At 73.8% G+C, this 13,528-nt stretch carries 12 protein-coding genes and 1 pseudogene; 9 read left to right on the top strand and 4 right to left on the bottom strand.

Going from position 1 to position 13,528, the window contains the following annotated elements; genetic code table 11:
* A pseudogene (locus CNO22_RS07705) lies at positions 1-766 on the top strand (hypothetical protein); the annotation flags it as partial.
* Between the two features lie 31 nt (positions 767-797).
* Here CNO22_RS07705 and CNO22_RS07700 read toward each other — a convergent pair.
* Positions 798-1,400 carry an SACE_7040 family transcriptional regulator gene (locus CNO22_RS07700; RefSeq protein WP_100498802.1) on the bottom strand — a complete coding sequence of 201 codons (603 nt, stop codon included), beginning with the start codon at positions 1,398-1,400 and terminating at the stop codon, positions 798-800.
* A gap of 57 nt (positions 1,401-1,457) precedes the next feature.
* On the opposite strand from CNO22_RS07700, the gene CNO22_RS07695 reads away from it, so the two are divergent.
* Positions 1,458-3,071 (top strand): carboxyl transferase domain-containing protein, encoded by a 1,614-nt coding sequence (locus CNO22_RS07695; protein ID WP_100498801.1) that lies wholly within the window; start codon positions 1,458-1,460, stop codon positions 3,069-3,071.
* Positions 3,072-3,090: 19 nt separating this feature from the next.
* Here the strand turns inward: CNO22_RS07695 and CNO22_RS07690 are convergent, their stop codons facing one another.
* Positions 3,091-3,615, bottom strand: a complete 525-nt coding sequence (locus CNO22_RS07690; protein ID WP_100498800.1) for a ferritin — start codon at positions 3,613-3,615, stop codon at positions 3,091-3,093.
* Positions 3,616-3,713: 98 nt separating this feature from the next.
* Here CNO22_RS07690 and CNO22_RS07685 point away from each other — a divergent pair, with 98 nt between their 5' ends.
* From CNO22_RS07685 to CNO22_RS07655, 7 genes are all read left to right on the top strand, one after another.
* Positions 3,714-3,899, top strand: a complete 186-nt coding sequence (locus CNO22_RS07685; protein WP_091216093.1) for a hypothetical protein — start codon at positions 3,714-3,716, stop codon at positions 3,897-3,899.
* Between the two features lie 43 nt (positions 3,900-3,942).
* Positions 3,943-5,940 carry an acetyl/propionyl/methylcrotonyl-CoA carboxylase subunit alpha gene (locus CNO22_RS07680; protein WP_100498799.1) on the top strand — a complete coding sequence of 666 codons (1,998 nt, stop codon included), beginning with the start codon at positions 3,943-3,945 and terminating at the stop codon, positions 5,938-5,940.
* 2 nt (positions 5,941-5,942) lie between these two features.
* On the top strand, positions 5,943-7,097 hold the full coding sequence (locus tag CNO22_RS07675) for an acyl-CoA dehydrogenase family protein (protein WP_100498798.1): 1,155 nt from the start codon (positions 5,943-5,945) through the stop codon (positions 7,095-7,097).
* 231 nt (positions 7,098-7,328) lie between these two features.
* The gene (locus CNO22_RS07670; RefSeq protein WP_198588172.1) at positions 7,329-8,807 is read left to right on the top strand and encodes a GntP family permease; all 1,479 of its coding nucleotides are present in this window, start codon (positions 7,329-7,331) and stop codon (positions 8,805-8,807) included.
* A gap of 4 nt (positions 8,808-8,811) precedes the next feature.
* Positions 8,812-10,137 (top strand): four-carbon acid sugar kinase family protein, encoded by a 1,326-nt coding sequence (locus CNO22_RS07665; protein WP_100498797.1) that lies wholly within the window; start codon positions 8,812-8,814, stop codon positions 10,135-10,137.
* Between the two features lie 34 nt (positions 10,138-10,171).
* The gene (gene pdxA, locus CNO22_RS07660) at positions 10,172-11,209 is read left to right on the top strand and encodes a 4-hydroxythreonine-4-phosphate dehydrogenase PdxA (protein WP_100498796.1); all 1,038 of its coding nucleotides are present in this window, start codon (positions 10,172-10,174) and stop codon (positions 11,207-11,209) included.
* Positions 11,210-11,223: 14 nt separating this feature from the next.
* Entirely contained in the window at positions 11,224-12,006 is a 783-nt protein-coding gene (locus CNO22_RS07655; protein WP_100498795.1) for a DeoR/GlpR family DNA-binding transcription regulator, read from the top strand.
* A gap of 49 nt (positions 12,007-12,055) precedes the next feature.
* Here CNO22_RS07655 and CNO22_RS07650 read toward each other — a convergent pair whose 3' ends face one another.
* The gene (locus CNO22_RS07650) at positions 12,056-12,895 is read right to left on the bottom strand and encodes an IS5 family transposase (protein ID WP_100498794.1); all 840 of its coding nucleotides are present in this window, start codon (positions 12,893-12,895) and stop codon (positions 12,056-12,058) included.
* A gap of 331 nt (positions 12,896-13,226) precedes the next feature.
* Positions 13,227-13,382 carry a hypothetical protein gene (locus CNO22_RS27530; RefSeq protein ID WP_157936851.1) on the bottom strand — a complete coding sequence of 52 codons (156 nt, stop codon included), beginning with the start codon at positions 13,380-13,382 and terminating at the stop codon, positions 13,227-13,229.
* Between the last annotated feature and the right edge of the window lie 146 nt (positions 13,383-13,528).

Here is a 13,528-nt window from a genome sequence, read left to right as displayed (position 1 = left end):
GGTCGCCACACCGCCCGATCCCCGGCCCGCCGTGCCGCAGGTCCCCGTCGCGCGACCGCCCGTCCCGCCCGTGCCCGACGGTGCCCGGCCCGCCGACGTCCCCCTCGTGGGGCCGCGCCGCCGCGAGCGCTCGCCGCGGCGGACGGCGTTGGTCGTCGCGGCCGCCCTGGCGCTCGTCGTCCTCCTCGGCGTCGGGGTGACCACACTGTTCGGTGGGGACGACGAGGCGAGCGCCGGTGCCCCGCCGTCCACCGCCGCGCCGTCCGCAGCGCCCGTCGAGGTCGCCGCCGCGCCGCAGCCCGGGCAGATCGAGACGGTCGACGGCCGCACCTTCGTCGCCCAGCGGGTGCAGACCGACCCCACCTGCGTCGGCAACGCCTACGGCACGGTGGCCGACTTCTTCGCCGCCACCGACTGCGCCGGCCTGGCCCGGGCGCTGTACTCCACCGACGTGGGTGGCCGGCCGGTCGTCGTCTCGGTGTCGGTGGCCGACATGGGTGCGGCGAGCGGCGCCCTGGCGCTGCGCGCGCTGGTCGACCAGGACGGCAGCGGCAACGTCAGCGACCTCCTGCGGGAGGGCGTCCGCTACCCGGGGGGTCCGGCGAAGCTCTCCCGCGCGCAGTACGCCAGCGCCGTCTCGGGCAGCAGCGTGACGATCGTCGAGACCGCCTGGGCCGGACCCGGGTCGACCGGATCGGCCGCCGACCTCGACGTGGTCGCCTCGACCGCGCTGGTGCTGCCGATGCCGCAGCCCACGGCCGGCTGACGTCTCCGGCGTTTTCCGCGGAAATGGCCGCTCAGGCGGTCGCGGCGGTCGCGGCGGCCTCGGCCATCGCGGCGAGCAGCGCGGCGGTCCGCCCGCGGGGCAGCCGGCCGGCGCTGTGCGGGGTCGAGTTGACCAGCCCGAAGACGGCGTGCGCGCGGGCCCGGTTGGTCGCGACGTCGGACTCCGGGTGCACCCGCCCCAGGACGTCCACCCACACCTCGACGTAGCGGCGCTGCAGCCGGCGCACCTGCGCGGCGTCGTCGTCGGCCAGCGAGCCGAGGTCTCGGTCGTGCACGGTGATCAGCGCGGGGTTGTCCAGCGCGAAGTCGACCTGGAAGGCGATCAGCGTGCGCAGCTGCGCCAGCGGGTCGTCGCCGGCATCGGCCACCCGCGAGGTGCCGCCCTCGAGCAGCCGCTCGCTGATGCGCAGCAGCATCTCGGCGAGCATCGCGTCCTTGCTGGCGAAGTGCCGGTAGATGGCCGGGCCGGTCACGCCGACCGCCGCGCCGACGTCGTCCACCCCCACGGCCCGCGAGCCGCGCTCGGCGAACAGCTGTGCGGCGGCCCGCAGGATCTGCTCGCGGCGCGACGGGCGGGTCGCGTCCGCGTGCAGCGCGGTGTTGGCGTCCGTCACGGCGGCGATGTTAACGGTCGTTGACCCGGTTCGTGAACGGTGGTTAACATCCCGGCCGTGGACGCCCCCGTGCTGGCCGGCAGGCCGACGACCGACGGCGCGGCCGCCGCGCGCAACGCCGAGGCGCACGCCGAGCTCGCCGCCGACCTCGCCGAGCAGCTGCGCCGGGTGGCGCTCGGCGGTGGGGAGCGGGCCCGCGAGCGGCACACCGCACGGGGCAAGCTGCTGCCGCGCGAGCGGGTCGACGCCCTCCTCGACCCGGGCAGCCCGTTCCTCGAGCTCTCACCGCTGGCCGCGCACGGCATGTACGACGGCGGGGCGCCGGCCGCCGGGATCATCACCGGCATCGGCCGGGTCGCCGGCCGGGAGGTCGTCGTCGTCGCCAACGACGCCACCGTCAAGGGCGGCACCTATTACCCGATGACGGTGAAGAAGCACCTGCGCGCGCAGGAGGTGGCGCTGCACAACCGGCTGCCCTGCGTCTACCTCGTCGACTCCGGTGGCGCCTTCCTGCCGATGCAGGACGAGGTCTTCCCCGACCGCGAGCACTTCGGCCGGATCTTCTACAACCAGGCCACGATGTCGAAGGCCGGCATCCCGCAGATCGCCGCCGTCCTCGGCTCGTGCACCGCCGGCGGCGCGTACGTGCCGGCGATGAGCGACGAGGCGGTCATCGTCCGCGAGCAGGGCACGATCTTCCTGGGCGGCCCGCCGCTGGTGAAGGCCGCGACCGGCGAGGTGGTCACCGCCGAGGAGCTCGGCGGGGGAGACCTGCACAGCCGCACCAGCGGGGTCACCGACCACCTGGCCGAGGACGACGCGCACGCGCTGCAGCTGGTCCGCCAGATCGTCGGCACCCTCAGCCCGCGCCCGCCCCGGCCGTGGGACGTCGAACCGGTCGAGGAGCCGCTGCACCCGCCGGAGTCGCTCTACGACGTGGTGCCGCCCGACCCGCGCACGCCCTACGACGTCCGCGAGGTCATCGCCCGGCTGGTCGACGGCAGCCGGTTCGCCGAGTTCAAGCCGCTCTACGGGCAGACGCTGGTCACCGGCTTCGCCCGGCTGCACGGCCACCCGGTCGGCATCGTGGCCAACAACGGCGTGCTGTTCGCCGAGTCCGCGCTCAAGGGCGCGCACTTCATCGAGTTGTGCGACCGGCGGAGCACCCCGCTGCTGTTCCTGCAGAACATCAGCGGGTTCATGGTCGGCCGCGACTACGAGGCCGGCGGCATCGCCAAGCACGGCGCGAAGATGGTCACCGCCGTCGCCTGCGCCCGGGTGCCCAAGCTGACCGTCGTCATCGGCGGCTCGTTCGGCGCCGGCAACTACTCGATGTGCGGCCGGGCCTACTCGCCTCGGTTCCTGTTCACCTGGCCCAACTCCCGCATCTCGGTCATGGGCGGGGAGCAGGCGGCCTCGGTGCTCGCCCAGGTGCGCCGCGACGGTCTCGAGGCCCGCGGCGAGGAGTGGCCGGCCGAGGACGAGGAGGCGTTCAAGAAGCCGATCCGCGACCAGTACGAGACCCAGGGCCACCCGTACTACGCCACCGCCCGGCTGTGGGACGACGGCGTCATCGACCCCGCCCGGACCCGGACGGTCCTCGGTCTGGCCCTGTCAGCCTGCGCGAACGCGCCCCTCGAGGAGGTCGGCTATGGCGTCTTCCGGATGTGAGCCCTGCGAGGCACTCGGTTCAGGCGCCCGCCACCGGGGGCGCGGTCGGGTCCGCGGCCTCCGCCGTCACCTCGCGCAGCACGTAGTCCTCGATCGTCTCGAGGTCGTGGGTGGAGCGCTTCACGATGGTGAGCAGGGCGCTCATCTTGCTGACCTCCTCGATCTGCTCCTTGATGAACCACTGCATGAACTGGTCCGAGGCGAAGTCGTTCTCCCGCCGCGCGACGCCGATGAGCGCGTTGATCTGCTCGGTGACCCGCTTCTCCTGCTCCAGGGCCAGCGCCACGGGGGCGACGACGTCGGCGAACTCGTTGACCGGGGCGGAGATGCCCGGGATGCGGACCGGCGCATCGGAGTCCAGCAGGTACCGGACCATCATCATGGCGTGCTGGCGCTCCTCGAGCGCCTGGTCGAAGAAGAGCTGCGCGGTCCGGGGCATGGTGAGCTCGTCGAAGTAGACGGCGCACGCGACGTACTGCTGGTGCGCGGCGAACTCGTTGCCGATCTGCGTGTTGAGCAGCTCGACGAAGGCGGGGGCGGCCATCGGGTCTCCCGGACGTGTGGGATGGCGGTCCCCGCACGTTATCGGCTGACACGCCGGTGCCCGTGGACCGCTCGGGAAGGCGAGGCTAGCCTCGCCACGTGGGGAAGTCCGCGCGCATGCCCAAGAAGAAGTGCTGCCAGGACAAGCCGCGCTGCAAGCGGTGCCCCCTCCGCGCCCTCGCCGAGGGGACGCTCCCGCCGGGCTACACGGTCAAGAAGCGCCGCCTGGTCAAGCTGGACAAGGCAGACAAGGTGCTCGCGAAGAGCACTCGGAAGGCTGCCTGACCCGTCCCGCTGCCGCCGCGCCCCCGCTGGGGGGTGCTGAGCCGTGTTCGACACCGTCCTGGTCGCCAACCGCGGCGAGATCGCCGTGCGGGTCATCCGCACGCTGCGCGCGATGGGCATCCGCTCGGTCGCCGTGTACAGCGACGCCGACGCCGGGGCCCGGCACACGCGGGAGGCCGACGTCGCCGTCCCGATCGGCCCGGCGCCGGCCGCGGAGAGCTACCTGTCGATCGAGCGGGTGCTCGACGCCGCCGCCCGCACCGGCGCCCAGGCGGTGCACCCCGGCTACGGCTTCCTGTCGGAGAACGTCGAGTTCGCCCGCGCCTGCGAGAAGGCGGGGATCGTCTTCATCGGCCCGCCGGTGGCCGCGATCGAGGCGATGGGCGACAAGATCCGCGCCAAGCAGACCGTCATGGCCGCCGGCGTCCCCGTCGTCCCCGGGCGGACCGAGCCGGGCATGTCGGACGACGAGGTCGCGGCGGGCGCGGTCGAGGTCGGCTTCCCGGTGCTGCTCAAGCCCAGCGCGGGTGGCGGCGGCAAGGGCATGCGCGTGGTGCGGTCGCAGGCCGAGCTGTCCGACGCGATCGCCGCCGCCCGGCGCGAGGCCCGCGGCTCCTTCGGCGACGACACCCTGCTGGTGGAGCGCTACGTCGGGTCGGCGCGGCACGTCGAGGTGCAGGTGCTGGGCGACGCCCACGGCACCGTCGTCCACCTGGGCGAGCGGGAGTGCAGCCTGCAGCGCCGGCACCAGAAGGTGGTCGAGGAGGCGCCGTCCCCGCTGCTGGACGCCGCCACCCGCGCCGCGATGGGCGCCGCCGCGGTCGAGGCGGCCCGCGCGGTCGGCTACACCGGCGCCGGCACGGTGGAGTTCATCGTCGACGCCGAGCCGGGTGGGCGGGGAGGCGACATCGACTTCTTCTTCCTGGAGATGAACACCCGGCTGCAGGTCGAGCACCCGGTCACCGAGATGGTCACCGGCCTGGACCTGGTCGAGCTGCAGCTGCGGGTCGCCGCGGGGGAGCCGCTGCCGCTGACCCAGGACGACGTCCGGCTCGACGGGCACGCCATCGAGGCCCGGCTCTACGCCGAGGACCCGACCCGCGGCTTCCTCCCGCAGACCGGCACCGTGCTCGGTCTGCGCGAGCCCGCCGGGCCGGGTGTGCGGCTGGACAGCTCGTTGGCCGTGGGCTCGGTGGTGGGCACCGACTACGACCCGATGCTGGCCAAGGTGGTCGCGTGGGGTCGCGACCGGGACACCGCGCGCGCCCGGCTGGTCGGCGCGCTCGGGCACACCGCCGTCCTCGGGGTGCCGACCAACACCGCGTTCCTCCGAGCGCTGCTCACCGACCCCGACGTCGTCGCCGGGCGGCTGGACACCGGGCTCATCGAGCGGCGTGGCGAGGCGCTGACCGCGGCCGAGCCGGTGCCGCCGGCGGTGTACGCGGCCGCCGCGCTGGCGCTGCTGGTCGAGGCCGAGCCGGCCGGTCCGGTCGTCGACCGCTGGGACGTCCCCGACGGCTGGCGGCTGGGCGAGCCGGCCTGGACGGTTCGCCGGCTGCAGGCCGCTGGCGGCGACCCGGTGACCGTGCGCGTGCGCGGCCGGTCGTCCGCCGCCGAGGTCCGGGTCGGGGACGCCGACCCCGTGCCGGCGAGCGCCCGGCGGGACGGCGGGGAGCTGTCGGTGACCCTCGACGGCGTCACCGCGCGGTACGCCGTCGTCCACTCCGGTGGGCAGGTGTGGCTGGCCGCCGACGGCCGGGTGACCGCGCTGCGCGAGCACGAGCGGCTGCACGCCGCCACCGAGGGCGCAGCCGGCGACGGCGCCGTCACCGCACCCATGCCCGGGACCGTGACGGTCGTGCGCGCCGCGGTCGGCGACCGGGTCGAGGCCGGTGCCCCGCTGCTGGTGGTCGAGGCGATGAAGATGGAGCACGTGCTGACCGCCCCCCTCGCGGGGACGGTCACCGAGCTCGGCGTGACGGCCGGCCAACAGGTCCGGCTCGACGAGCGGGTGGCCGTGGTGACGGCCGGGGAGGACTGAGCGTGTTGGACTACCGGCTCGACGAGGAGACCGAGGCCCTGCGCAAGGTCGTGCGGGAGTTCGCGCAGGACGTGATCGCCCCGCAGATCGGGGAGTTCTACGAGCGCGACGAGTTCCCGACCGCGATCGTGCGGCAGATGGGTGAGCTGGGCCTGTTCGGCCTGCCCTTCCCCGAGGAGTACGGCGGGTCGGGCGGCACCTACTTCACCCTCTGCGTGGCGCTCGAGGAGCTGGCCCGGGTCGACTCGTCGGTGGCGATCACCCTCGAGGCCGGCGTCTCGCTGGGCGCGATGCCGATCTACCGGTTCGGCACCGAGGAGCAGAAGCAGCAGTGGCTGCCCCGGCTGTGCAGCGGCGAGGCGCTGGCCGCCTTCGGGCTGACCGAGCCCGGCGGTGGCTCGGACGCCGGCGCCACCCGCACCACCGCGCGCCTGGAGGACGGGCACTGGGTGGTCAACGGGTCGAAGGCCTTCATCACCAACTCCGGCACCGACCTGACCGAGCTGGTCACCGTCACCGCGGTCACCGGCACCCGTCCGGACGGCGGCAAGGAGATCTCGGCGATCGCCATCCCGTCGGGGACGCCGGGCTTCAGCGTCGGCCAGCGCTACTCGAAGGTCGGCTGGAACGCCTCGGACACCCGTGAGCTCTTCTTCAGCGACTGCCGGGTGCCCGAGGAGAACCTGGTGGGGGAGCGCGGCCGCGGCTACGCGCAGTTCCTGTCCATCCTCGGCGAGGGGCGCATCGCCATCTCCGCCCTCGCCGTCGGGCTGGCGCAGGGGTGCGTCGACGAGTCGGTCAAGTACGCGGCGCAGCGGGAGGCGTTCGGGCAGCCGATCGGCCGCAACCAGGCCATCCAGTTCATGATCGCCGACATGGAGGTGCGGGCCTCCACCGCGCGGCTGGCCTACTACCGGGCCGCCGAGAAGATGCTGCGCGGGGAGCCCTACGGGCGGGAGGCCTCGATCGCGAAGCTCTACAGCTCCGAGGTGGCGATGGACAACGCCCGCTACGCCACCCAGGTGCACGGCGGCTACGGCTTCATGAACGAGTTCCCGGTCGGCCGGTTCTACCGCGACGCCAAGATCCTCGAGATCGGCGAGGGCACCAGCGAGGTGCAGCGGATGCTCATCGCCCGCGACCTGGGTGTCGGCTGAGCGCCGTCCTCTCCCCGGCGAGATCGCCGGTCTCGCACGCCTGCGGCCCCGTAGCCGTGCGAGACCGGCGATCTCGCTGTGCGTGGCGGCTCACGCTGCGCCCAGGAGTTGCACGGACTGCGCAACTTTATGACCGTACCGCTTGATTTGCGCAGTTGGCTCCTGTCACGATGCCCCGGACTCCCAACGGCGGGAGCGCCCCGACGGCGGGGCAGACGGTGGAGGTTCGGCATGGACGTGCAACTCCTGCTGGCACTGGTCCTGGGCATCGCGACGATCGTGGTGCTCGTTCTGCGCACCCGGCTCGACGCCTTCGTGGCGTTGCTGATCGCCGCCCTGGTGACCGGCTTCGTGGCCGGCTCCCCGGTCGGGGAGAAGATCTCCTCGATCACGACCGGCTTCGGCAACACCCTGGCCTCGATCGGCATCGTCATCGGCCTCGGCGTGGCGATCGGCAAGGTGCTCGAGGTCTCCGGTGCCGCCGACAGCCTCGCCCGGGCCTTCGTCCGGGCGCTGGGCAAGGGGCGGGAGCACTGGGCGATGGCCGGCACCGGCGCGGTCGTCTCGATCCCGGTGTTCTGCGACTCCGGCTACGTGATCATGAACCCGCTGGCGCGGTCGATCGCCCGGCGCATCAAGGGCCGCTACGTCACCCTGGCACTGGCGCTCGGCTGCGGCATGACGCTGACCCACCACCTGGTGCCGCCGACCCCCGGCCCGCTGGGCGTGGCGGGCATCCTCGGTGCCGACCTCGGCGGGCTGATCCTGGCCGGGTTGGTGTTCAGCCTGCTGCTCCTGCCGATCGTCATCCTCTACGCCACCTGGATGGGCCCCAAGCTGGAGAGCGAGATCAGCGAGCCCGTGCGGGCCGCGGTCTACGCCGGCGTCCCCACCACGGGCTCGGTGCCGGGCGGGAGCGCGCGCATCGGCACGGTGGACACCCCGCTCGGCGAGCCGCTGGCGGAGGACCCGGCCCACCAGCTGGGCACTCCGCCCCCGGGTGCCGGTCCGCACCGGGTCGGCGCCGCCCTGGCCTCGCTGCCGCTGCTCGTCCCGCTGGCGCTGATCGTGCTCAACACGGTGACCACGGCCGTCGACCGCAACGCCCAGGGAGCGCTCGGCCCGGACGACGAGTACGTCCCCTCCGGCATCGCCTCGGTGATGGCCTTCATCGGCAACCCGGTCGTTGCGCTGGTCATCGGCATCGTGCTGGCCGTCTACCTGCTGCTGCCCCGCTGGACGCCGCGCAACCAGGTGCACTCCTGGCTGGCCGACGCCGCCGCCTCGGCCGGCCTGATCATCCTCATCACCGGTGCGGGTGGTGCGCTGGGACAGGTGCTGCGCAGCTCCGGCGTCGGTGACGCGCTGGCCGAGGCCGTGGCCGGCATCTCGCTGCCCAGCGTGCTGGTGCCGTTCCTGGTCGCCTCCCTGGTCCGGGTGGCGCAGGGCTCGGGCACGGTCGCCATGATCACCGCCGCCTCCGTCACCGCCCCACTGGTCGACACCCTGGGCCTCTCGCCGCTGCTGGCGGCGCTGGCCTGCTGCGCCGGCTCGATGGTGTTCAGCTACTTCAACGACTCGTACTTCTGGGTCGTCACGCGGTTCACCGGGTTGGAGGGCACCGCGGCGCTGCGCGGCTGGTCGGGCATCACCACCGCCGTCTGGGCCGCCTCGCTGCCGCTGCTGCTCGTCGCAAGCCTCTTCCTCTGACGCGATGGCCGCCGTCCTCGTCGTCGCCGACGACCTCACCGGTGGGAACGCCACCGCCGCCGACTTCGCCGCCGTCGGGCTGCGGGCGGTGACGGCCAGCGCGGCCGACCGGCCCGACGTCGTCGCCGAGATGGTCGCCCGCTTCGACGTGGTGGTCGCGACGACCGAGGCGCGGCACGCCCGGCCGGAGGACGCCGCGCAGCGGGCGCGGGCGGTGGTGCGCGCCGGCTGGCCGGCGCGGCTGGTGTGCAACCGCATCGACAGCACGCTGCGCGGCAACGTCGGCGCCACCACCGCCGCGGTGCTCGCGGAGGTCCGGGAGCTCACCGGCCGCCGGGCCGTGGCGCTGTGCGCCCCGGCCCACCCGGGCGCCGGGCGGCACACCATCGGCGGGCACCAGCTGCTCGGCGGCCGGCGGCTGGAGGAGACCGAGGTCGCCCGTGACGCGCGGACGCCGATGCTGACCTCCGACGTCGCGGCCATCATGCGGCAGCAGGCCGAGCTCACCGCCCGGACGGTGCCGATGGCCGCGGTCACCGGCCCGTCCGCGGAGCTGGTGCAGCTGCTGCGCGCCGCCCTGGGCGACGGCGTCGACGTGCTGGTCGCCGACGCCACCACCGTGGAGCACCTGGACCGGGTCGCCGCCGCGGCGGTGGCGGCCGCCGACGGGATGGACCTGGTGTGGATCACCAGCGACCCGGGCCCCGGCTCGGTCGCGCTGGCCCGGGCGCTCGGCCTGGACCGAGCCACGACCGGGGCGCCGCTGCTGGTGGTGTCGGGGTCGCCGACCGACCTCACCCGCCAGCAGCTGCGCACGCTGGCGGGGGAGGAGCAGGTCACCGTCCACCGGGTGCCGACCCTGCCCGGCAGCGCCGTCCCGGACGTCGACGCGACCACCCGCCTGCTCGACGAGGCGCTCGACCGGGCCGGCCCCGCGGACGTCGTCGTCCTGGCCACCGTGCTGGACGAGGCCGACCTCCACCACACCACCCCCGAGGACGCCGACCGGATCCCGCGCGAGCTGGCCCGGGCGGTGCGCCGGAACCTGGAGGTGCACCCGGTGGGCGGGCTCTACACCACCGGCGGCGACGTCACCGCCGCCGTCCTGGCCGAGCTGGGCTCCGCCGGCCTGGAGATCTGGGAGGCGGTCGTCCCACTGGCCGTCGCGGGCACCGTCGTCGGCGGGCCCTGGGACGGCCTGCACGTGGTGACCAAGGGCGGGCTGATCGGCGACGCCGACACCGCCGTCCTCTGCATCGAGCACCTGCGGCGTGCCGTCGAACGCGACCGACGGCACGTCACCTCCGCCGAGCCGCGCACCCGCTGGTAGCACGACGACCACCGAGACTGGAGACGAGACAGACATGACCCGACACGTCCTCGCCGTGACCCTGGGCGACCCGGTGGGCATCGGCCCCGAGATCGTGGCCCGCACCCTCGCCGAACAGGCCGGCGCCGACGGGCACCACGGGGTGGCCGTCGGCGACGCGGCCGCGCTGCGCCGTGGCGTCGAGGCGATGGGCCTCGACGTCGAGGTGCGCACCGTCGAGGGCTACGGCACCCAGCCCGCCGGCGGCGTCATCGACGTCGTCGACACCGGCGTCCTGGGCGACGACGTCCCCGAGTGGGGGAAGGTGGACGCGCGCGCCGGGCGGGCCGCCGTCGCCGCCATCGAGGAAGCCACCCGGGCGGCCATGGCCGGCGAGGTCGCCGGCATCGTGACGGGCCCGATCAACAAGGAGGCCATCTGGGCCTCCGGGTCGCGGCACCTCGGGCACACCGAGATGCTCGGCGAGCTCACCGGGGTCACCCAGCAGGACACCATGTTCGTCGTCCGCAACACCGCGGCCGAGGGGCACCACCTGCGGATCTTCTTCACGACCCGGCACGTGGCGCTGCGCAAGGCCCTGGACCAGGTGACGAAGGACCGCGTCGAGGAGTCGATCGAGCGGGCGCACACGGCGCTGCAGGTGTTCGGGGTCGAGCAGCCGCGGCTGGCCGTGGCCGCGCTCAACCCGCACGGCGGGGAGAACGGCAACTTCGGCGACGAGGAGATCGTGCACATCGGCCCGGCCTGTGAGGCCGCGCGGTCCCGCGGGATGGACGTCGCCGGGCCGGTCCCGGCCGACTCGGTCTTCCACCAGGGCCTGGTCGGCCGGTACGACGGCGTGCTGTCGCACTTCCACGACCAGGGGCACATCCCCGCCAAGACGTTCGACTTCGACGGCACCATCTCGGTCACCGTCGGGCTGCCGATCCTGCGCACGTCGGTGGACCACGGCACGGCCTTCGACATCGCCGGCACGGGCAGGGCCGGGCACGGCACGATGTTCTCGGCCTACCTGGCCGCGGTCGACTACGCACCGTTCGTCGACGACATCCGCGCCACCTACGGGCGCTGACCGCAGGAGCCGCCGTGGAGGAGTCCGGGACGCGCCGCGCCACGCGGGAGCGGCACGAGTCGCTGCTGGCCCTGCTGCGCGCGGGCGTGGAGAGCGTGGAGACCCTGGCCGACCAGGTCGGGGTCTCCCCGTCCACGGTGCGGCGGGACCTCGCCCGGCTGGAGCGGGACGGCAGCATCGCCCGGACGTACGGCGGCGCGCTGGTCCGCGACGAGGTGTTCCACGAGCGGCCCTTCGGGGAGAGCGCGCAGCTCAACGCCGAGGCCAAGGCGGCGATCGCGGCCCGGGCGGCCGAGCTCGTCCCGGCGGAGGGGACGGTGTTCCTCGACGCCGGGACGACGTGCCTCGCGCTGGCCCGGCTGCTGGTCACGGCCGGCCCGCTGACGGTGGTGACCCGGGGGCTGGAGTCGGCGCTGCTGCTGTCCCGGGCGGCCGGCGTCCGGGTGATCATCGTCGGCGGGCAGGTGCAGCCGCTCAGCCACGGCGTCGTGGGGCCGCTCGCGTCGGTGGCGCTGGACCGGCTCGCCTTCGACGTGGCCTTCCTCGGCGCCGACACGGTCGACCCCGAGCGCGGGCTCGGGGAGCCGACCGTCGAGGAGACCTACGTGAAGGAGGTCGCGGCGCGTCAGGCGCGCCGCGTCGTCCTGCTCGCCGACTCCTCGAAGCTCGAGGCGGCCACCACGCCGGCCTGGGCGCGGGTCGAGCCCGGGTGGACCCTGCTGACCGACGCGGGCGCGCCCCCGCCGGCCGTCGCCGCCTTCGAGCGCCACGGGGTCACCGTGCTCACCGCGGGCTGAGTTCGGCAGCAAGGTGTGGAATGGGTTGATAAGGGCCTCCGCCAGTAGGTCAACGGATCCGCGGTGATCTTGGCCGGGTGTTCCAGCGGTAGAGGTACCAGGCGGCCCGCCGTAGAGCACGGAGGGTGACGATGGCCGCCGCCAGGGCCAGGTAGGCGTCGACGCAGGCACGGCGGCGTTCGGTGCAGCGGCGGAGTCTGCCGAAGTCGTTGAGCCAGGAGTTGGCCCGCTCCACCACCCACCGCTTGCCGACCTGGATCGGCGCGGGTGTGCCGCGGGAGGCGATCTCGCCGAGCAAGCCGCGCTCGTCAAGGGCCTCTCGGCAGGGCCGGTAGTCGTAGCCGGCGTCCAGGTGCACCGTCGCGCCGACCGGCAGCGGAGCGAAGTCCTTGAGGGCGTCCAGGGTCGCCGGCAGCAGGGCGTGATCGACGGTGTTGGCCGGCGCGGAAACCGTGGCCATCGGCACGCCGGCGCCGTCGGACAGCTGGGACCGCTTCATGCCGCCCTTGCCCCGGTCCACCAGGCTGCGACCAGCGCACCCACCGCCGCAAGGCGCCTTGGTCGTGCAGCCGTCGACCGCCACGTCGGCCAGGTCCAAGCCGATCATCTTGTCGTAGGCGTCGAGGGCGGCCAGCCGTAGAGCATCGAAGATGCCCAGCCGGATCCACTCGTCCCGGCGGCGGCGCAGGGTGGTGGCCGAGCAGGCGGCGTCGGCGATCCGCTCGTATCCGGCGCCGAACACCAGCGCCTCGACGAGCTTGTCCAAGACCACCGCATCGTCGATGCGGGGTCGGTGACAGCCCAGCGGATGGTCATCGACGCGCGCTGGCAGCAGCGCGAGGAACTGCTCGCGCAGCGGGTCAAGGATGCACGATGGGACGGCAGGCACGAGCGGTCCACAGCTCACGGAGCGTTAGCACCTTCGCGAGCGTGGCCCTCGTGCCTGCCCTCGACGCTCAACCACGCCGAACGCCGCAGCTCTGCCTACTGGCGGGGGCTCTTAGCCCGGGGCTTTCGTGCGCCCAGCGGAACAGGGGGTGACCTTGTGAGGTGACGAGGTGATCGTCGTGTTCGTGCTCGTCGTCGCTTGCCGGTGGAAGTCCGGTCCGGGTAGCTGCCAGGAGGCCGGTAGCAGACTGGCGGCTCGGTCGGGAAACGGGCCGGGTCGAAGCCCAGTGTCGAAAGCCCTGCAAGGGGGAGCGACTGGACGGTCCGCAGCATCACGCGAAGTCTGCAGCGTCCCCCACCACGTTCGCCCCCGGCGTCGACCGGTACAGCTCGACAGCGTCCCGGCGGAACTCCTCCGAGTACGTCTTCCTCGGCACCGTCTGATCTTCTCGCTTCCTCCAGGCAAGCCCTGGATTCAGCGTGTCCACGATCAGAGGTCAAGTCCCGTGTCGTGCGGACTGCGTGCGGACTCATCGGTCGTTGAGGTTCAGGGCAGGTCCAGGACGTACGCATAGCGACGACGGCGCCGTGACCGTTTGCAAGATCAGTAGGTCTCGGCGCCGCCGTCGTTGCA

The organism is Geodermatophilus chilensis, from assembly GCF_002802985.1.
In the GTDB taxonomy this organism is placed as follows: Bacteria; Actinomycetota; Actinomycetes; order Mycobacteriales; family Geodermatophilaceae; genus Geodermatophilus; species Geodermatophilus chilensis.
Note: the sequence above shows the minus strand (reverse complement) of the source record. Positions and strands in the feature narration are given on the sequence as shown.

Coding starts and splice junctions, on each gene's coding strand:
- CNO22_RS07690 (WP_100498800.1), bottom strand. CDS start 3,615: ATGGCCGCCCCCGCCTTCGTCGAGCTGCTCAACACGCAGATCGGCAAC.
- CNO22_RS07670 (WP_198588172.1), top strand. CDS start 7,329: ATGGACGTGCAACTCCTGCTGGCACTGGTCCTGGGCATCGCGACGATC.
- CNO22_RS07665 (WP_100498797.1), top strand. CDS start 8,812: ATGGCCGCCGTCCTCGTCGTCGCCGACGACCTCACCGGTGGGAACGCC.
- pdxA (WP_100498796.1), top strand. CDS start 10,172: ATGACCCGACACGTCCTCGCCGTGACCCTGGGCGACCCGGTGGGCATC.